Below are 18,778 nucleotides of genomic sequence, written 5' to 3'. Positions count from 1 at the left end.
AACACACATGACTCAAAAAACCATTATCCTTGCCAATCCTCGCGGCTTCTGTGCCGGCGTTGACCGCGCCATCAGCATTGTTGAACGTGCACTCGAAGAATACGGCGCACCCATTTACGTCCGCCATGAGGTCGTTCACAACAAATTCGTCGTGGACAATCTTCGGGCAAAAGGTGCCGTCTTTGTTGATGACTTGGCAGATGTCCCAAAGGGCGCAACGCTGATTTACTCTGCTCACGGCGTATCCAAAGCCGTACAGGAAGAAGCGGTGCAACGTGGTTTCCGCATTTTTGATGCCACCTGCCCTTTGGTAACCAAAGTCCATAAAGAAGTAGCCCGCCTCGATGAGCAAGATTACGAAATCATTATGATCGGCCATAAAGGCCACGTCGAAGTAGAAGGTACAATGGGACAATTGCCTCCGGGTAAAATGTTTCTGGTTGAGACAGTGGAAGATGTGGCCGGACTGAACGTCAAAAATCCTGATAAGCTTGCCTATGTGAGCCAAACCACTTTATCGGTGGATGAAACCAAAGACATTATTGCGGCCTTAAACCAACGCTTCCCCAATATCCGCAATCCGCACAAAGAAGACATCTGCTACGCCACAACCAACCGCCAAACTGCCGTTAAAGAATTGGCGGAAGAATGCGACCTCGTGATTGTTGTCGGCTCGCCCAACTCTTCCAACAGCAACCGCTTGCGTGAAGTAGCCGCATTGCGCGGAGTTGATGCCTATATGGTCGATAATGCTTCCTATCTGAAAAAAGAATGGTTTGAAAACAAAACCAAGGTTGGTGTAACTGCCGGTGCATCTGCGCCCGAAGTCTTGGTTCGAGAAGTCTTACAAACCATTCAAGATTGGGGACACGAGACCATACGCGAAGGAGAAGGCGCAGAAGAAAGCATTGTATTTGTCTTGCCTAAAGAGTTGCGTCGTGAGGGTGAAAACAAGCAAATCCTAAATAAAGGGTAAGTTTGTTATTTGCTTTATTTGAACTTAAGGCCGTCTGAAAATTTTCAGACGGCCTTAAGTTTATTTTGCTAATAAAAAAGACCTGCCTTAAAAGCAGGTCTTTTCATACATGATCCTGATTATTTCTCAGAAGTATGTTGCTGACGGCGCAAGATAGCAGGAATTTCAAAGTCATCCAGTACAGACTGGTTGCTGAAATCAGCCGCAGTCAGATTCATAGAACGGATATTGCGGTTGGTACGAACCAAGCTTTCAGCACTGCTTTGGCTTTGAGCTTGAGGCGCTTCTTCCGCACCGCGTACCAATTGTTGGGTACGGGCAGCAGCACGCAGTTGGTTGTCAGTACCGTTTTCTTTCAAGCCGGTAGCAATAATGGTAATACGGATAGCGTCTTCGCTCATGCTCTCGTCTTCGGCAGCACCAAATTTGCATTCCACTTCAGGGTGTGCATTTTGGTTGACGATACGCATAATCTCGTTAAATTCAGACATTTTCAGGCAGCCAGGGGCAGTGGTAATGTTTACCAATACACCGCGTGCACCATCCAAAGTAACGTTATCCAAGAGCGGGCTGGAGATAGCTTGATCGGTAGCCAAACGGGCACGGTCGATACCTTGTGCAAAACCTGAACCCATCATGGCGATACCGCGATTGCTCATCACGGTTTTCACGTCGGCGAAGTCCAAGTTGATCATGTCGCTAGGACAAGTCACCACTTCGGAAATACCGGCAACCGCATCACGCAGTACATTGTCAGCCGCACGGAAAGCTTCGCGCATGGTCACGTCTTCGCCCAAGGCAGTCATCAATTTGTCGTTCGGGATAATAATCAGGGAATCGACGCGCTCTTTGAGTTGATCCAAACCTGCTTGAGCGATATGTACGCGTTTGCCTTCGTAAGCAAACGGACGGGTTACAACTGCAACGGTCAGGATACCCATTTCTTTAGCGATTTCAGCCACAACAGGAGCAGATCCGGTACCTGTACCGCCACCCATACCGGTAGTAATGAACAGCATGTTTGCACCACGGATGGCATCTTCGATGGCTTCGCGATCTTCTTGAGCAGCAGCGCGGCCGATTTCAGGATTTGCACCGGCGCCCAAACCGCGAGTCAGGTTTGTACCCAATTGAATGCGTTTAGCCGCATTGTTTTTTGCCAATGATTGCGCATCGGTATTAGCACTGATGAACTCAACACCATGAATAGTGTTGGCAACCATGTTGTTGATGGCATTACAGCCGCCACCGCCCAAACCGATAACTTTAATAACAGCAGGGCTCGTTGCTGATTCTGCTACGTCGTAAACAAATTCCATTCAATAATCCTCCGCGCCCCGCTTTATAAGGACGGTTCAAAAATAACTCATTATCCGTATTATATAAGAAGTATCCAGATACTGGCAAAAATCTTCTTACCATTCGGCTGTCGGCGTTATATTTTTACTACATTTTTTAACAGAAAATATACAAGTTTTAAATTATCCACTTGGCAATTATTTAAAACCGTTTAATCCCACTTAAATATTCAGGACAAACGGTTGGTACACCGCCTACCCTGAAAACTTTTATCAGAAATTGTCTTTAACGAATTTCATCAGTCTTGCCCACAGACTGATTTTTTCAGCCTGATCATGAACCACAATGGCACCTGTTACTGGCGCACCGTCTTCCTCTCCTCTTGCCGCCTGCAAAAGACCGATGGCGGTTGAATAGCGTGGATTACGGATACGCTCAGATACACCACCCATTTCCTGTGGAACACCGATACGTGCCGGCAGGTTGAAGATTTCTTCCGCCAACTCAACAATACCGGTCAACATAGAAGCACCACCGGTCAAAACGATACCGGAAGTCAGCACTTCTTCTGGGAAACCGGAGCGGCGCAATTCGTTCAGCGTCAACTCCAAAATTTCTTCTACACGCGGACCGATGATTTCAGCCAATACGCGGCGCGAAATTTGACGTGATTGACGGTCGCCAACGCTAGGAACTTCAATCATTTCATCCAAGCCGTCCATAGTCGGAATGGCTGCACCGTAATGAATTTTGATGTACTCGGCTGCACTGTGCGGCGTACGTAAGGCTTGAGCCAAGTCTTTGGTAATCAAATCGCCGGCAACGGGAATAACCGCAGTATGGCGGATGGCACCATTGGTATAAACCGCGATGTCGGTTGTACCACCACCGATATCGATGACGCACACGCCCAAATCTTTTTCGTCTTCAGTCAAAACGGCGTGACCGCTTGCCAAAGGCTGAAGCATGATTTGATCCATTTGCAGACCGCAGCGTTGGATACATTTTTGGATATTTTGCAAAGCAGTGTTTGCACCGGTAATAATGTGTACACGGGTGTCCAAACGCACGCCGCTCATGCCGATAGGCTCTTTCACACCGGGTTGGTTGTCGATGATGTACTCTTGAACCACGGTATGTAAGATATTGTGATCAGGCGGAATATTAATGGCTTTGGCTGTTTCGATGGCACGATCGATGTCGGCTTGCGATACTTCGCCATCTTTAATCTTGACCACGCCTTGTGAATTCAGGCTGCGGATATGGTTACCGGCAATACCGGTGACAACGTGGGAAATTTTGGTATCTGCCATCAACTCGGCATCTTCTACCGCCTGACGAATGGCTTGCGCAGTGGCGTCAATGTTGGTCACCATACCTGCACGCAGACCGCGTGAAGGGCTTTGACCCAAGCCAACAATGTGGATTTCGTTATCTTCCCGAATCTCACCGATTAAGGCGATGACCTTGGACGTACCAATGTCTAAGGCACTGATATATTTATTTTGTTGTTGTTCCATAATTGCTCGTTCGCTATGTTGTCTGACTGACGGTTTGATTATTTTTGAAACAAGATTGCTTCACGTCTAATCGGCTATTCACTGTCGGAAGGGTTTTCAGACGGCTTGTAACGGACTGAAAAACCATCCTTATAACGCATATCGACATACTCGATACGACTTTGTTTTTTACGCAGCAGCGATGGCCAAATCTGGGCAAACTGCTGCAAACGTTTGATTTCGTTTTCACGCCCCAAGCGCACGGTAATGCCGTTGTTCAATACAAGCAGCCATGCCGAACGCGGCGTGTAGATCAATTCTTTGATGGTCAGTTTCAACGGGCTCAAAATACCGGAAAAGTCCGCATAATGTTTGACCATGTCTTTGCCTGTCCCCTGCTGCCCTTCAAATATAGGCAGGTCCTGTTTCAGGCTTGCGGCAAACACATTGCCCTTACTGTCCACCAAGCCACCAGCGCGCCAGTGTGCAACCGGCACACGCTCGGTCAGGATAATTTCCACGGTTTCCGGAAAACGGCGGCGTACCATTGCCGAGTCAATCCAAGGCAATTCCTGAAAAGCGGCCTGCGCCGAATCAATATCGGCGCGGAACATATTACCCCTGATATGCTCTCGTGCAACGGTTTGCAATTCTTTGTTGGAAGCATATTTCAGCTTACCCTGAATGGCAATCTGTTTCACAGGAAAATATTTGGAATTGTAAAGCCAAGCTATGCCCGAACCTATCAGTAGAAAGGTCATCAGCACCAATAGCCGGCGGGTCAGCCGACCCAATGCGCCTGCATCATCCCACATGAGCGGTCTTCAAAATCTCAATACATAAATCAGCAAAATCCACGCCGGTATGGCCTGCAGATTTTGGCACCAAACTGTGGCTGGTCATACCGGGCAAGGTATTGATTTCCAAGAGATACAGTTTACCGTCCGTATCTTTCAGAAAGTCCACGCGCGAACAGCCGTCCGCACCAATCGCCTGCGCACCACGCACAGCGAGTTCGCGCATCAGGTTTTCCTCCGCCTCGCTCAAATCTTCCGACGGGCATTGATACACCGTATCGTCGCGGTTGTATTTAGCCTCGTAGTCGTAAAACTCGGTAGCCGGAATAATATGAATACTCGGCAGGCCTTTGCCATTCAATACCGGGCAAGAATACTCGCCGCCGCCGATAAAGCGCTCGGCAATGATTTCGCCCTGTAAGTGTTTCAATTCTTCGTAAACGCTTTTCAGACGGCCTTTTTCTTTTACTTTTACTACGCCGACGCTGCTGCCTTCTGAGGCGGGTTTCACAAACATCGGCAGGCCCAATTTTTCTTCAACGGCATCAAAGTCGCTGTCGTCATGCAATACGGCAAACTCAGGGACAGGCAAGCCTACGGCCTGCCAAATCAGTTTGCAGCGGTATTTATCCATACCCAACGCAGAAGCGGCCACACCGCTGCCGGTGTAAGGAATACCCATCAGTTCCAACGCGCCTTGAATCGCGCCATCTTCGCCGAAAGTGCCGTGCAGAATATTGAAGGCCGTCTGAAAACCTTGCGTTTTCAACTCAGACAACGGGGTTTCTTTGGGGTCGAACGCATGGGCATCGACGCCTTTGCTTTTCAAGGCAGCCAAAATAGCGGCGCCGCTGTCCAGCGACACTTCGCGCTCGCTGGAGAAGCCGCCCATCAACACGGCCACTTTGCCAAAATTCTGCATAATTTCCACTTTCTTAAATACTGATACAGGCCGTCTGAATATTGTTCAGACGACCTATCTGTCCTCAAAGGCCAATATGCCTGTTTATTATGATTGTTTCGACAATTCCACCAATGCAGACGGAACGCGGTTGATGCTGCCGGCACCCATATTCAGAACAACATCGCCGTCCTGCAAAACATTCAGCAGCATTTGCGGCAGGTCGGCAACATTTTCGCAGTAAATCGGCTCAAGTTTGCCCAATACGCGGATGGCGCGTGCCAGAGCGCGGGAATCGGCTGCGGCAATCGGCTCTTCGCCTGCGGCATAAACTTCGGTCAACACCAGCGCATCGACGGTATTGAGGACTTTGGTGAAATCTTCGAACAAATCACGTGTGCGGGTATAGCGGTGTGGTTGGAAAGCCAAGACCAAACGTTTTTCAGGGTATGCGCCGCGTGCGGCGGCCAGAGTTGCCGCCATTTCGACAGGATGGTGGCCATAATCGTCCACCAGCAGCGCGGTTCCGCCGTTTGGCAATTTGATGTCGCCATATTTTTGGAAGCGGCGACCGACACCTTCAAAGCCGAGCAAACCTTTTTGAATGGCTTCAACCGATGCGCCAACTTCCAGCGCAACGCCGATAGCTGCCAACGCATTGAGGACATTGTGGCGGCCGGGCATATTCAAAACAACTTCAAACGGTTCTTGCTCATGTCCTTTCATTTGAACATGAACGGTAAATTTCATTTGCGCGCCAACGTTTTCAATATCAGTTGCGTAGATATCGGCAGTATCATCCAAGCCGTAAGTGGCGTAAGGTTTGCTGATTTTCGGTAAAATCGCGCGGACGTGTTCGCTGTCGATACACAGAAAGGCTTTGCCGTAGAACGGCATACGGTGGATAAAATCCACAAACGCCTGATGCAACTTCTCAACGCTGTGGCCGTAAGTGTCCATATGGTCTTCATCGATATTGGTCACGACGGACATAATCGGCGTCAGATACAGAAAAGAAGCATCGGATTCGTCGGCTTCTGCGACGATGTATTCGCCTTTACCCAAACGGGCATTGGTACCAGCGGCATTGAGTTTGCCGCCGATAACGAAAGTCGGGTCAAGTCCTGCCGCACCGAGGATGGAAGCGGTCAGGCTGGTGGTTGTGGTTTTACCGTGTGTACCGGCAATAGCGATACCATCGCGGAAACGCATCAGTTCCGCCAACATCAACGCGCGCGGAATGACGGGAATCTGCTGCTCCAACGCGGCAACAACTTCAGGATTGTCTTTTTTGACGGCAGTAGAGGTAACAACTACGTCGGCACCATTGACGTGTTCGGCAGTATGACCTGGGTAAACTTGGATGCCGAGAGAGCTCAAATGTTCAGTAACGGCATTACGCGCCTGATCCGAACCGGAAACTTTAAAGCCCAAATTGTGTAAAACTTCGGCAATACCGCTCATGCCGACGCCGCCAATTCCGACAAAATGGATGTTGGTCACTCGATTTTTCATCATAACGTTGCGTTCCGGTTGGTTTTTAGTGCGTAAAGGCGTTATTTTAAAGGGCTATCCGCTTCTGCGCTATGCTTTTATTGTAAAGGAATTTTAACAAAAGCAATAAAGGCCGTCTGAAACGCCGTTAATCAACTTTTCAGACGGCCTTGAATCGAAGTCTGCCTGCTTATTCGGCACAAGAGATGGCAACTTCCGCCACATCGTCCGCACTGTGCGGCAACGCCAAGGTACGGGCATTTTTCGCCCATTTCAGGCATTTTTCACGGTTTAATCCACCGAGGGTTTCGGCCAGCTTTTCTGCCGTCAGTTGAGTTTGCGGCAGCAGCAAACCAGCTTCGGCCTGCACCATAAAGCGCGCATTGGCTGTTTGGTGATCGTCCACTGCGTGCGGATACGGTACCAGCAATGCACCCAAACCTGCAGCCGTCAACTCGGCAATCGTCAGCGCACCGGCACGGCAAATTACCAAATCGGCATCGCGGTAGGCGGATACCATATCGGTAATAAATTCGACGCACTCGGCTTGCACACCTAATGCATCGTAATCCGCCTGTAGGTTACCCAATTTATTGCGGCCGGACTGATGATACATTTGCGGACGAGCCTCCTCAGGCAATAATGCCAAAGCTTGCGGAACGGTTTTGTTCAACACATCCGCACCCAAACTGCCGCCCACCACCAAAACTTTCAGACGGCCTTGACGGTTTTCAAAGCGTTCTTCAGGAACAGGCAATGCCGCAATATCGGCACGGACAGGGTTGCCCACCAATCCGCCTTCATGTTGAAAGGCTTTGGGGAAAGCATACAGAACACGTTTTGCCCAACGCGCCAGTTGGCGGTTGGACAAACCGGCTACGGCGTTTTGCTCGTGAATCACAATCGGCACACCGGAAATTTTTGCCGCCAAGCCGCCGGGGAAAGTAACAAAACCGCCGAAACCGATAACACACTCGACACGGTGTTTCTTAATAATCTGCTGAGCTGCGCGGACGGTTTTATACAGCGTAAACGGCAACATCAGCTTGCGCTTGATACCGTTGCCGCGTATGCCTTTAATGGCTAGCGTTTCCAAGCGTATGCCGTATTGCGGCACGATGCGCTCTTCCATCGAATCCTGACTGCCCAGCCAAATCACATGATGGCCGCGCTTTTGCAGCGACTCGGCAACCGCCAATGCAGGGAAAATATGACCGCCCGTACCGCCGGCCATCAGCATAAAAGTTTTACCGCTCATGGTTTTACTCCACCGAATAACCGCGCATTTTTTGGCGGTTTTCATAATCAATGCGCAATAACAAAGTAATGCACACCAGCATGATAAAGACAGCCGAACCGCCGTAAGACATAAATGGCAAAGTCAGGCCTTTAGTGGGCAGGATACCGATGTTTACACCGATATTGAAGAAACTTTGAATACCAATCCAAATGCCGATGCCGTTGGCGATGTACGCGCTGAACATCAAGCCCGAATCACGCGCCTGTTTGCCGATGGAAAACGCGCGCCACACCAGCCAGCCGTAGCAGAACACCAAAACCAGCATCCCTAAAAAGCCGAATTCTTCGACGATGACGGCAAAAATAAAGTCCGTGTGCGCTTCAGGCAGATAGAAACGTTTTTCCAAACTCGCACCCAAGCCCTCGCCAAACCAGCCACCGCGCGCAATCGCCATCAAGGAATGTGTCAGCTGATAGCCTTTACCCAAGGGATCGCTCCAAGGGTCCAAAAACGCCGCTACACGCGCCATACGGTAAGGCGCAGCTAAAATCAACAAGCCCATTCCGCTCACAACGGTCGCCACCAATACGGCAAAATACTTCCACGGAAAACCTGCCAAAAACAGCATACCCATGGTAATCACGACAATCACGACAAACGAGCCAAAGTCCGGCTGACCCATAATCAAAACCAAACCGACCGCCACCAACATAATCGGCAGAATCAAGGTCTTAAACTTGCGGAAACGTTCCTTTACCCTTACCCAAGCTTCACTTTTAAAAGGGCTGCACACCAAATCGCCAATACCGGTAAACAAAGACGACCAACCCAAAGAATCCAAATCGCGCAACATTTCTTCACGGCGCGTAAACAGGCTGGACAAATACAAGACCGTCGCCAATTTGAAAAATTCAGTTGGTTGCAAGTTGAGCGGTCCGATATGAATCCAGCGCGTCGCACCGTTAATCTCGCGGCCGACAAACAAAACCAGCAGCAACAGCAAACCAGAAACAGCAAAATAAAACGGAATAATCCGCCGCCAGAAACTCATCTTCAGCAGGAAAAGCGGCAAGCATATAGCCACCGTAAACAGGATAAACATTGCCTGCTTAGACACAAAAGAAAACTGGCTACCCCCTTCCGACGCTGCATACGCAATAGAAGCCGAATAAATCATAGTCAGGCTGAAAACCGTCATTAAGACGACCATCCACAAGAGAGAAACATCAAACTTCCGACCATCGCGCGCAATCGGCCGGTCAAGCATTTTGGAAAGACTAATCATGAAAACATCCGTAACGGCTTGAATAAAATATTCAGACGGCCTGCTAATGGGCAAGAGGCCGTCTGAAAAAATGAATTAACGTTATTTTAAAGGTTTATTTCCAAACCAACAATTCAGAATCTACGGTTCAAAAAAGAGAAAGCGTGTTGACCTATCCTTAGGAAGGATTGGCGACTTATTTGAGATAAAAATCCCAGTATCAAGTCCCCTGCCCTACCGAGCTTTTCAGACGGCCTGACAAGCAATCGATATAAGTTTTGACCCTACATTCATCCCTTCGGTAGGCATAGAACCTACGGCAGAATTTCAATTTCCGCATTGTGCTTTACGCTGCGGTAGAGTTCATCAACTTCTTTGTCCGTTACCGCGATGCAGCCGTTGGTCCAGTCTTTTTGCAGGTGTTTTTTACCGATAAAACCCCAGCCGTTTTTCATGCCGTGGATTTTAATCAGCCCGCCCGGGCTTTTGCCTTGTGCCGCCGCGTAGGCTTTGTCGGCTTCGTTGGGATAGGAAACGCCGAGGTTTTTGTGGTATCCGCTGTTGGGATTGCGCTCATTGATGCGGTATTTTCCTTCGGGCGTTTTGCCGTCGCCTTCAAACTGTTTATGCCCGACCGGTTGCTTGCCCAACGAAATGGGATAGGTTTTCAGCAACCTGCCTTGCGAGTACGCCGACATGGTGCGCTTGCTTTTATGCACGACCAATCTGTCGATAACCGCATCTTCAGGCAACGGCGTTTCGCTTGGCGTGGTAACGGTTGTCGTGGAACGAATCGGCGCGACAAACCAAAACACCGAAGCGGCGACAGCCGAAAGCACGACTGTCGCCAAGCCGATTTTCAAACCCACTTTCATCTTTCAGACGGCCTTACAAAGCTTTGAACGCTTCGATAAACACTTCCGAACGGTGCGCATAGCCTTTAAACATATCGAAGCTCGCACAAGCCGGGCTGAGCAGCACAATATCGCCCGCTTCGGCTTGGGCATATGCTGTCTGAACCGCTTCTTCCAAAGTGGCGCAGTCGGTCATATTCAGATCGCAGCCGTCCAAATCGCGGCGGATTTGCGGCGCATCGACGCCGATCAGGAACACGCCTTTTGCCTTGCCGGCAAGCGCGTCGCGCAGAGGCGTGAAGTCCTGCCCTTTGCCCATGCCGCCCAAAATTACAAAGAGCGGATTTTGCAAACCGGCAATCGCGGCGGCAGTCGCACCGACGTTCGTGCCTTTGCTGTCGTCGATAAACACCACGCCGTTTTTCTCGCCGATTTTTTCCACGCGGTGCGGCAGGCCTTGGAAGGTTTTAACATGTTCGAGCAATGCTTCGCGCGGCAAACCGACCGCTTCGCACAAGGCGATGGCAGCCATAACGTTGGCGGCGTTGTGCAGACCTTGCAACGGAATGTCTTGCGTGGCAATCAAGTCCTCATTGCCTTGTTTCAGGCATCCTGTCTCACGTTCCAACCAAAAATCGGCTTTATGTTCCAACGAAAACCATTCCACCTCGCGCCCGGCACGCTTCATCGCACGGCAGAACGCATCGTCTGCATTCAAAACCTGCACGCCATCGCCACGGAAAATCTTATCCTTGGTATGCGCATAGTCAAGCAGGTCGTCGTAGCGGTCGAGATGGTCTTCGGAGATGTTCAGCACCGTCGCCGCAGTCGGGCGCAGGCTTTCGGTGTTTTCCAGTTGGAAGCTGGAAAGCTCCAACACCCACACGTCCGCCTTTTTGCCTTCACGCTGCAATTCCGCCTCCAAAACCGGCGTGCCGATATTGCCCGCGATGACGGTATCCAGCCCGCACTTGATGCAGAGATAGCCGACCAGGCTCGTTACCGTGGTTTTGCCGTTGCTGCCGGTAATCGCAATCACCTTGTCGCCGCGGCGGTTCATAATATCCGCCAGCAATTCAATGTCGCCCAACACGCGTCCGCCGTTTTGCTTGAAGGCCTCAATATCCGGCTGCCGCTCGCTGATGCCGGGACTGAGCGCCAAAATATCGAAACCGTTATCCAGCGCATCTTTCATGCGACCCGTGTAAAACACCAGCCCGTCAAACATCTTACCGATTTGCGACACGCGCTCGGCTTTCAGCTCCGCATCATACGCAGCCACCTCCGCACCGTTTTTGCGCAGATAGGCAATCATGGAAATACCCGTGCCGCCAAGCCCGGCGACGAGGATTTTTTTGTTTTGGAAAGTCATTTTGGTTTTATCCTAAGTTTTTCGGACGGCCTTTGAATAAGGATTCAATATCCTGCCTAATTAAATACACGATAAGCATCGCAACCTCGTTGCAATCCATTATCACAAGCCTTACCAAACCACTCTTTGGCGATCTTATAGTTCTGACGAACACCTTCTCCTTTGGCATACATCACACCCAAATTATATTGGGCTTCTGCAAGCCCTTGTTCTGCTGCCTTGCGATACCACTGCACTGCCTGTGCATAGTCTTGACGGGCTCCTTGTCCTTCCTCATACATCACACCCAAATTAGATTGGGCATCGGCATACCCTTGCTCTGCCGCCTTGCGATACCACTGCACTGCTTGTGTATAGTCCTGACGGACTCCTTTACCTTTTTCATACGCCACACCCAAATTATATTGGGCTTTAGCATATCCTTGTTCTGCCGCCTTGCGATACCACTGCACTGCCTGTGTATAGTCCTGACGGACTCCTTGCCCATTGGCATACATTACACCCAAATTATATTGGGCTTCTGCATCCCCTTGTTCTGCCGCCTTGCGATACCATTGCACTGCCTTTGCATAGTCTTGACGAACTCCTTTACCTTTTTCATACGCCACACCCAAATTATATTGGGCATCGGCCAATCCTTGTTCTGCCGCCTTGCGATACCACTGCACCGCCTGTGTATAGTCCTGACGAACTCCTTGCCCATTGTAGTACCTCACACCCAAATTATATTGGGCTTTTGCATACCCTTGTTCTGCCGCCTTGCGATACCACTGCACCGCCTGTGTATAGTCCTGACGAACTCCTTGCCCATTGTCGTACATCACACCCAAATTATATTGGGCTTTTGCATCCCCTTGTTCTGCCGCCTTGCGATACCACTGCACCGCCTGTGTATAGTCCTGACGAACTCCTTGCCCATTGTAGTACATCAAACCCAAATTAAATTGGGCTTTAGCATACCCTTGCCCTGCAGCTTGAAGCGTTTCCTTAAAATCCGGTACATTATCAGCCCAAACTGCCTGCACCAAGCCCAAAGATAACAGGGCTACCATCATTTTTTTTAATAATTTATTCATTCTAAAATCCATTTCTTTCAAATTATTGTTTCTGTTTTATCCTAGTTTTTTCAGACGGCATTTCATAAATCGCTCAATAACCCGATTCTAAACGACGGTAACCGTCACATCCTAGCCGATTACCGTTATTACATGCCATACCGAGCCACGCTTTGGCAACTCTTAGGTTTTGGCGGACACCTTGTCCATTAGCATACATCGCACCCACATTGTATTGGGCTTTGACATGACCTTGCATTGCTGCCTTTTCAATCCACTTCACTGCCTGCACATAGTTTTGACGGACTCCTTGTCCATTGGCATACATCACACCTAAATTATATTGGGCTTTGACATCACCCTGCTTTGTAGCTTTACGATACCATTTAACCGCTTCGACATAGTCTTGGCGTACACCTTGTCCGTCGGTATACATCACACCTAAATTATATTGGGCTTGAGCATCACCCTGTTCTGCCGCTTTTCTATACCATTTTGCCGCTTCGACATAGTCTTGGATCATACCTTGCCCATTAGCATACATCACACCTAAATTAAGTTGGGCTTCAGCACTTCCTTGTTCCGCTGCTTTATGGAACCATTTCGCCGCTTCAGCATAGTCTTGATGTACGCCTTGTCCGTTGACATACATTACACCCAAATTGGATTGGGCAGCTGCATCCCCTTGTTCTGCTGCCTTGCGAAACCACCGCACTGCCTCTGCATAATCCTGGCGCACACCTTTTCCGTTGACATACATCAACCCCAAATTAGATTGTGCTCGGGTATCTCCCTGTTTCGCTGCTTTACGATACCACTTGACCGCTTCAGCATAGTCTTTACGGACACCTTGTCCGTTACGATACATCTGACCAAGATTATATTGGGCAGCAACAACTCCTTGTTCTGCCGCCCGCAAGGTTTCCTGAAAATTAGGGACATTATCCGCCCACACTAGTTGGCTGAAACTCAAGGCAATCATGCCCAACATTATTCTTTTAAAGCACTTATTCATTTTAAAACCTATTACTTTTTACTTTTAAATTATTGTTCCTGTTTTATCCAAGAAGTTTCAGACGGCCTTAACTAGTGAATTCCTTAAAAAAGCTATTCACACCGTAGCTACTCAAAATCTGCTGCAATTCCGGTGCGCGTACCCATGGATCAACCGCCATCGGCGGCATAGGCGGTTCGATACCGTCTTCGTTTTGGTTACGGCACCAATCTGCCATGGCAAAAACTTGGATTAAAACTGGCTCGGCAAGTGCTTTGTCGATGTCCAGTTCACTCATGGCTTGGGCAAAGCAGGCGATCCATTCGTTGCGGACTTGTACGTTGACGGCAAAAGGCATATGGCGGGCGCGCAGTTGGGGATGGCCGTATTTTTCGACAAAGAGTTGCGGGCCGCCGAGCCAGCCACTGAAAAATTCGTAGAGCTTTTCGCGTATCAGGGTCATGTCTTCGCCGTGCATTTGGCGTAAGGCTTGGTATTGCGGCTCAAGTTCCATCAAGTCGTAGAAACGGTCAGTCAGGGTGCGGATGCCGGTTGCGCCGCCAAAAGATTGGTACATGTTTGGGGACTTTCTGTATGGATTATTACAGGATTTATTTTGAGACGTAGGATTCAGGCAAGCATGCTTACCTTACATAATGGCCGTCTGAAATTTTCAGACGGCCTTTTGAGATTTAGCGGATTTTGAGGGTACTTAAACCGATCAGCACCAAGACGATGGTGATAATCCAGAAACGGACGACGACTTGGGTTTCTTTCCAGCCTTTTTGTTCGTAATGATGATGAATCGGTGCCATCAGGAAAATGCGTTTTTTGGTGCGTTTGTACCAACCGACCTGCAACATAACGGAAATGGCTTCAACAACAAATAGGCCGCCCATGATGACGAGGACAAATTCTTGGCGGATGATGACGGCAACGGTACCGAGTGCCGCGCCAAGCGCGAGCGCGCCGACGTCGCCCATAAAGACTTGTGCCGGATAAGCGTTAAACCACAAAAAGCCGAGACACGCACCACACATGGCGGTACAGAAAATCACCACTTCGTTTGCGCCGGCAACGTAAGGCAATTGCAGGTATTGGGCAAATTGTGAGTGGCCGCTGGCATAAGCAAAGATGGCAAGACCTGCTGCGACAAGTACAACGGGGAATGCGGCCAAGCCGTCCAAGCCGTCGGTCAGGTTAACGGCATTGGATGTACCGACGATGGTCAGGTAGGACAATACCAAGAAGCCGACTACGCCAAGCGGCAAGGCAACTTGTTTGAAGAAGGGAACAATCAGGATATTGTTGGCGGAATTTGTCGCAAGGTAGAACAATGCCAAACCGGCAATGATAGCAACGCTGGACTGCCACACCATTTTAAATTTGGCAGACACGCCGTTAGGGTCTTTATAAACCACTTTGCGCCAGTCGTCGTAAAAACCGAGTGCGCCGGTAGCAAGCAGGACACCTAAGAGAATCCAGATATAAGGATTTGCCCAGTTGCCCCACAAGATTGTGGACACGGTAATGGCGGTCAAAATCAGCGAGCCGCCCATGGTTGGCGTACCGTTTTTGATCAGGTGGGTTTGAGGGCCGTCGGTACGGACGGCTTGGCCGACTTTAAGCGCAGTCAGCTTGCGGATGGTCCACGGACCAAGCAATAGGGAAAACGCCAACGCAGTCAAAGCCGCCATGACGGCGCGGAATGTGGTGTATTGAAAAATATTCAGGCCGGTTAACCAGTTACTGAAATGTGCGAGCCATAAAAACATGGGGCTTCCTTTTTTGTTTTTGTTGTTACAGCGGGCTTATGCCCAATTAAAAATAAATCGGTATGCCGTCTGAAATTGCAGACGGCCTTGTTGAGTAAGATTATTTCTCTACCACGCAAATCGGATAGTTTCCAGGATTCTTTCCGCCGCCCAAATCCAAGCAGGTATCCTCATAGATAAATGCCTGTACTTTCATTCCGGCATAAAACGCGGCAATCAGCAAACCAGTCAATAGTAAAATCTTTTTCATATTTCAGACGGCCTTTTACGCAGTTGTTGTTGCCAACGCCTCGACCACTTCTTCCATCTTCATAAAGCGCGAACCTTTGACCAATACAGTAGCGCGTTCAGGCAAGTCGTGGCTCAACACTTGAATCAGCGGATCTTTGTCAGCAAACCACAAACCTTCCACGCCAAATGTTTCTGCCGCTTCAACGCTGTTATCACCGACAAAATACGCGGCCTCAATGCCTTTATCCCGTGCATACGCACCAACTTCGGCGTGCATGGCAGCGGCTTCATCCTCACCCAATTCGCCCATGTCGCCCATCACAAAAATACGCGGCGCAGGCATAGCGGCGAGCACATCAATGGCGGCTTTCATGCTGTCGGGATTGGCATTATAAGTATCGTCAATTAAAGTTGCATCTTTAATGCCTTGCTTGATATTCAGACGGCCTTTGATATTGCTGAAATTTTTCAGGCCATCTGAAACTTCGGCAAGGCTCAAGCCTGCCGCCAAAGCCAGAGCAGCAGCCGCTACGGCATTATGCACATTGTGTCGGCCGGGGACTGGCAACACCACAGCAACACGTTCATTGCCACGCACCAAATCAAACTCGCAGGACAACGGTTTCAACTCAATATTTTCTGCATGGACATCGCCACTGGCAACGCCGAAAGTCTGAGCGTTCAATTGTGCAGTCGCCGCTTCAAATGTAGCGATATTGGCATCTTCGCACGGAATCAGCGCAATGCCGTCTGAAAGCAAACCTTCGTAGATTTCACTTTTGGCTTTGGCAATATCACCAACACCATCAAAACCGCAACCGACATGCGCGCGCAAGGCGTTATTGACCAGAGCAACATTCGGACCGGCGATTCGGGTCAGCAAAGACAATTCGCCAAAATGGTTCATGCCCATTTCAATGACGGCATAGCGGTGTTTTTCGTTCAACCTCAACAAAGTCAGTGGCAAGCCGATATGATTGTTGAAATTGCCGGCTGTCGCCAACACAGCTTCATCACCGAATCGATGACGCAATACGCCGGCCAACATCTCTTTAACCGTCGTTTTACCGGAAGAGCCGGTAATACCAAAGACAAACGGATTCACATTTTCACGCCACGCCTTCGCCAGTTTTTGCAAAGCCGCAAGCGTATCGTCAACCTTCAACGCGCCTTTCAAAGCCGCACAATCTTCGCGCGAAACCACAACTGCCGTTGCTCCCGCTGCCAACACATCTTCAACAAAGTCATGTGCATCAAAGCGCTCTCCGGCAAGCGCAAAAAATACGTCGCCGTCCTGAATATCGCGGCTATCTGTAACGATACGCGAAACAGGTTGATTTTCAGACGGCATCGGAAGGTTGAGGGTTTGGCAGATGAAATTTAGGTCTAGTGGTTTCATGGTTTCTTTCGTTTGTTTTTTTCAAACAGGCATTTTATTGTAAAGGCATTTTACATTTTGGCAGAAGGCAGCAACTCTTCGACAAGCACCTTTAAAGCGTGCCTTCCTTCTCGATTTCTGGTACTGGGATGAGGTGCTCGGTAACATATTATTTCCTTATCACCTTCAAAAGAAAATTTTTCCAGTTTTCCCTTATTCAAGCCGTTTATGCCTTGACCCGAGCCGGACAAATCAGGAAAGCACTCCCTCCGCGCCGCTACGCCGCCGTCTCCGCTTACGAAAAGAATAATCTGTGGCTTTAAAATTTCAATTTGGGCACGCAGTAATTTACAGGAAAGTGTTTTTATATCTTCGAACCAATCCGAATGCTTAGGATGTTTAGTTTTATAGTCCACCGCAAAAATATTAGCCCATAAGATGCCTTCGTTCCCACTTCGCTTGGCAACCCTGCGGACGAAATTGAAAAATGTAGCCCCTCTTGTGTTTCTTTTTAAATCTCCAGTCAAATTCCGCCAAATAAAATCTTTGCTTAACGACATCAGTTGCCTTACATTTTCGGCATGATATTCATCAAATTTCTTACTATCGTACCAACTGCGTGTTTCTCTGCCGACAATCAAAATTTTGTGTTCTGCGCTTTCATAATGTTCAGGGACAAAGCCCAAATGGATATTGGACAATTTATTGTCCTTATTGTTAATTGCATGCAACAAATCCTGATACTCCGGCTTGTTTAAAACCTCCACATATTTCTTCAGCAAAGCTTCTTGCAAATCAATCATTTAATTTATTTCTGTAATATTAAAAAAGCCTTGTCATACCACAGTTTTACTCATGAGATACCGAGATTGAACCTGCGTATAACAGTCGGAGAACAGCATAACGAGCAAGAAGTCGTCTGAAAAAACACATCAACCTTTGAAAATACCCAAAAGCGCCTCCCTTATATTGCGCACCTTATTTATCAGACGACCTATTTGTCCTGATTAATTAACGGATACGGATTAATCGCACCGCTTGGCAGATACACGCCGTAATGCAGGTGGGCCGGTGTGGTTCTAGCGTTGCCGGTTTTACCGACATAGCCGATGACCTGTCCTTCTTTTACTCGTTCATACAGACGGATACGGGCAAATTTATTGAGGTGGGCATAGTAATGCCAAGCACCCGGCCCTTGAATACCGATAACTTTACCGCCCAATCGGTTGCGTCCGATTTTGGTCACGATGCCGGGCGTGGTACTGCGTATCGGCGTGTTTTTCTTAGCAAAAATATCCACACCTTCATGCCTGCGCCCCTGACTGCGCGCTGCGCCCCAAGTGTCGTCAAAACGCTTGCCTTTAACAGGATTCGGCAGGCTTTGCTCGGTAGGAGGCTGTTGCGCCCTCAACTGCTCGATTTCGGCAGTAGGACGCGGAAGTTGTTTGGTTGTACAGCCTGCGAATAAAACTACGGCTGCACTGATTAATAAGGTTTTTGTCGGCATTTTCAGCATCAAATCGGTCTCCTTGTTGTTCAGACGGCCTTGTTAAAAAGTCCTCCGAAACAAACAACTGTGATGGGTTTAATGGCTGACGTGCCGTAATGCGTGTGTCGTATTGCTTTTATTGTATATGTTTAAATCTTTT

The 18,778-nt window shown here is 49.0% G+C and carries 18 protein-coding genes; 1 reads left to right on the top strand and 17 read right to left on the bottom strand.

What is annotated here, in order from left to right; genetic code table 11:
* The first annotated feature begins 7 nt into the window (after nucleotides 1-7).
* Nucleotides 8-976: a 4-hydroxy-3-methylbut-2-enyl diphosphate reductase gene (ispH, locus tag ACTHR2_RS04720; protein WP_263340401.1), complete on the top strand. Its 969-nt coding sequence runs from the start codon at nucleotides 8-10 to the stop codon at nucleotides 974-976.
* Between the two features lie 119 nt (nucleotides 977-1,095).
* On the opposite strand, the gene ftsZ is transcribed toward ispH, so the two are convergent.
* From ftsZ to ACTHR2_RS04635, 17 genes are all read right to left on the bottom strand, one after another.
* Entirely contained in the window at nucleotides 1,096-2,295 is a 1,200-nt protein-coding gene (ftsZ, locus tag ACTHR2_RS04715) for a cell division protein FtsZ (protein WP_003682480.1), read from the bottom strand.
* Nucleotides 2,296-2,547: 252 nt separating this feature from the next.
* Nucleotides 2,548-3,795 (bottom strand): cell division protein FtsA, encoded by a 1,248-nt coding sequence (gene ftsA / locus ACTHR2_RS04710; RefSeq protein ID WP_070606053.1) that lies wholly within the window; start codon nucleotides 3,793-3,795, stop codon nucleotides 2,548-2,550.
* Between the two features lie 74 nt (nucleotides 3,796-3,869).
* Entirely contained in the window at nucleotides 3,870-4,589 is a 720-nt protein-coding gene (locus ACTHR2_RS04705) for a cell division protein FtsQ/DivIB (RefSeq protein WP_263340391.1), read from the bottom strand.
* The gene (locus tag ACTHR2_RS04700; protein WP_250579028.1) at nucleotides 4,579-5,493 is read right to left on the bottom strand and encodes a D-alanine--D-alanine ligase; all 915 of its coding nucleotides are present in this window, start codon (nucleotides 5,491-5,493) and stop codon (nucleotides 4,579-4,581) included. Before ACTHR2_RS04700 ends, ACTHR2_RS04705 begins: the two co-directional genes overlap by 11 nt.
* Before the next feature lie 87 nt (nucleotides 5,494-5,580).
* Entirely contained in the window at nucleotides 5,581-6,990 is a 1,410-nt protein-coding gene (murC, locus tag ACTHR2_RS04695) for a UDP-N-acetylmuramate--L-alanine ligase (RefSeq protein WP_308905104.1), read from the bottom strand.
* A 166-nt stretch (nucleotides 6,991-7,156) separates the two neighbouring features.
* A complete protein-coding gene (gene murG / locus ACTHR2_RS04690) occupies nucleotides 7,157-8,224 on the bottom strand; it encodes an undecaprenyldiphospho-muramoylpentapeptide beta-N-acetylglucosaminyltransferase (RefSeq protein ID WP_440375416.1) in 1,068 nt (355 codons plus the stop codon).
* Nucleotides 8,225-8,228: 4 nt separating this feature from the next.
* A complete protein-coding gene (locus tag ACTHR2_RS04685; RefSeq protein WP_440375415.1) occupies nucleotides 8,229-9,491 on the bottom strand; it encodes an FtsW/RodA/SpoVE family cell cycle protein in 1,263 nt (420 codons plus the stop codon).
* 293 nt (nucleotides 9,492-9,784) lie between these two features.
* Nucleotides 9,785-10,345, bottom strand: coding sequence for a L,D-transpeptidase family protein (locus ACTHR2_RS04680; protein ID WP_263340375.1), 561 nt, complete (start codon nucleotides 10,343-10,345; stop codon nucleotides 9,785-9,787).
* A 13-nt stretch (nucleotides 10,346-10,358) separates the two neighbouring features.
* The gene (murD, locus tag ACTHR2_RS04675) at nucleotides 10,359-11,696 is read right to left on the bottom strand and encodes a UDP-N-acetylmuramoyl-L-alanine--D-glutamate ligase (RefSeq protein ID WP_440375414.1); all 1,338 of its coding nucleotides are present in this window, start codon (nucleotides 11,694-11,696) and stop codon (nucleotides 10,359-10,361) included.
* Nucleotides 11,697-11,752: 56 nt separating this feature from the next.
* A complete protein-coding gene (locus ACTHR2_RS04670; RefSeq protein ID WP_440375413.1) occupies nucleotides 11,753-12,772 on the bottom strand; it encodes an SEL1-like repeat protein in 1,020 nt (339 codons plus the stop codon).
* Between the two features lie 73 nt (nucleotides 12,773-12,845).
* A complete protein-coding gene (locus tag ACTHR2_RS04665) occupies nucleotides 12,846-13,766 on the bottom strand; it encodes a tetratricopeptide repeat protein (protein ID WP_263340369.1) in 921 nt (306 codons plus the stop codon).
* Nucleotides 13,767-13,833: 67 nt separating this feature from the next.
* A complete protein-coding gene (locus ACTHR2_RS04660; protein WP_263340366.1) occupies nucleotides 13,834-14,322 on the bottom strand; it encodes a group II truncated hemoglobin in 489 nt (162 codons plus the stop codon).
* A 115-nt stretch (nucleotides 14,323-14,437) separates the two neighbouring features.
* Entirely contained in the window at nucleotides 14,438-15,520 is a 1,083-nt protein-coding gene (mraY, locus tag ACTHR2_RS04655) for a phospho-N-acetylmuramoyl-pentapeptide-transferase (protein WP_004518887.1), read from the bottom strand.
* Nucleotides 15,521-15,620: 100 nt separating this feature from the next.
* Nucleotides 15,621-15,770 carry a hypothetical protein gene (locus ACTHR2_RS04650; protein ID WP_049335337.1) on the bottom strand — a complete coding sequence of 50 codons (150 nt, stop codon included), beginning with the start codon at nucleotides 15,768-15,770 and terminating at the stop codon, nucleotides 15,621-15,623.
* A 15-nt stretch (nucleotides 15,771-15,785) separates the two neighbouring features.
* Nucleotides 15,786-17,150 (bottom strand): UDP-N-acetylmuramoyl-tripeptide--D-alanyl-D-alanine ligase, encoded by a 1,365-nt coding sequence (locus ACTHR2_RS04645; protein ID WP_263340358.1) that lies wholly within the window; start codon nucleotides 17,148-17,150, stop codon nucleotides 15,786-15,788.
* A gap of 50 nt (nucleotides 17,151-17,200) precedes the next feature.
* Complete coding sequence (locus ACTHR2_RS04640; RefSeq protein WP_263340355.1) at nucleotides 17,201-17,932, bottom strand: hypothetical protein; 732 nt, start codon at nucleotides 17,930-17,932, stop codon at nucleotides 17,201-17,203.
* Nucleotides 17,933-18,123: 191 nt separating this feature from the next.
* Entirely contained in the window at nucleotides 18,124-18,645 is a 522-nt protein-coding gene (locus tag ACTHR2_RS04635; protein WP_263341885.1) for a M23 family metallopeptidase, read from the bottom strand.
* Nucleotides 18,646-18,778: the final 133 nt, after the last annotated feature.

Source organism: Neisseria sp. P0006.S004, from assembly GCF_051963015.1.
Classification (GTDB): Bacteria; Pseudomonadota; Gammaproteobacteria; order Burkholderiales; family Neisseriaceae; genus Neisseria.
The sequence above is the reverse complement of the archived record's forward strand: the minus strand, read 5'-3'. Positions and strand labels throughout refer to the sequence as shown.

Excerpts from the sequence above, each read along its gene's own strand:
- ACTHR2_RS04660 (WP_263340366.1), bottom strand. The coding sequence starts at position 14,322 with ATGTACCAATCTTTTGGCGGCGCAACCGGCATCCGCACCCTGACTGAC.
- murD (WP_440375414.1), bottom strand. The coding sequence starts at position 11,696 with ATGACTTTCCAAAACAAAAAAATCCTCGTCGCCGGGCTTGGCGGCACG.
- murC (WP_308905104.1), bottom strand. The coding sequence starts at position 6,990 with ATGATGAAAAATCGAGTGACCAACATCCATTTTGTCGGAATTGGCGGC.
- ACTHR2_RS04665 (WP_263340369.1), bottom strand. The coding sequence starts at position 13,766 with ATGAATAAGTGCTTTAAAAGAATAATGTTGGGCATGATTGCCTTGAGT.
- ACTHR2_RS04705 (WP_263340391.1), bottom strand. The coding sequence starts at position 4,589 with ATGTGGGATGATGCAGGCGCATTGGGTCGGCTGACCCGCCGGCTATTG.
- ftsZ (WP_003682480.1), bottom strand. The coding sequence starts at position 2,295 with ATGGAATTTGTTTACGACGTAGCAGAATCAGCAACGAGCCCTGCTGTT.
- ispH (WP_263340401.1), top strand. The coding sequence starts at position 8 with ATGACTCAAAAAACCATTATCCTTGCCAATCCTCGCGGCTTCTGTGCC.
- ACTHR2_RS04670 (WP_440375413.1), bottom strand. The coding sequence starts at position 12,772 with ATGAATAAATTATTAAAAAAAATGATGGTAGCCCTGTTATCTTTGGGC.
- ACTHR2_RS04635 (WP_263341885.1), bottom strand. The coding sequence starts at position 18,645 with ATGCTGAAAATGCCGACAAAAACCTTATTAATCAGTGCAGCCGTAGTT.
- ACTHR2_RS04640 (WP_263340355.1), bottom strand. The coding sequence starts at position 17,932 with ATGATTGATTTGCAAGAAGCTTTGCTGAAGAAATATGTGGAGGTTTTA.
- ACTHR2_RS04685 (WP_440375415.1), bottom strand. The coding sequence starts at position 9,491 with ATGATTAGTCTTTCCAAAATGCTTGACCGGCCGATTGCGCGCGATGGT.
- ACTHR2_RS04680 (WP_263340375.1), bottom strand. The coding sequence starts at position 10,345 with ATGAAAGTGGGTTTGAAAATCGGCTTGGCGACAGTCGTGCTTTCGGCT.
- murG (WP_440375416.1), bottom strand. The coding sequence starts at position 8,224 with ATGAGCGGTAAAACTTTTATGCTGATGGCCGGCGGTACGGGCGGTCAT.
- ACTHR2_RS04650 (WP_049335337.1), bottom strand. The coding sequence starts at position 15,770 with ATGAAAAAGATTTTACTATTGACTGGTTTGCTGATTGCCGCGTTTTAT.
- ACTHR2_RS04700 (WP_250579028.1), bottom strand. The coding sequence starts at position 5,493 with ATGCAGAATTTTGGCAAAGTGGCCGTGTTGATGGGCGGCTTCTCCAGC.
- ACTHR2_RS04645 (WP_263340358.1), bottom strand. The coding sequence starts at position 17,150 with ATGAAACCACTAGACCTAAATTTCATCTGCCAAACCCTCAACCTTCCG.
- mraY (WP_004518887.1), bottom strand. The coding sequence starts at position 15,520 with ATGTTTTTATGGCTCGCACATTTCAGTAACTGGTTAACCGGCCTGAAT.
- ftsA (WP_070606053.1), bottom strand. The coding sequence starts at position 3,795 with ATGGAACAACAACAAAATAAATATATCAGTGCCTTAGACATTGGTACG.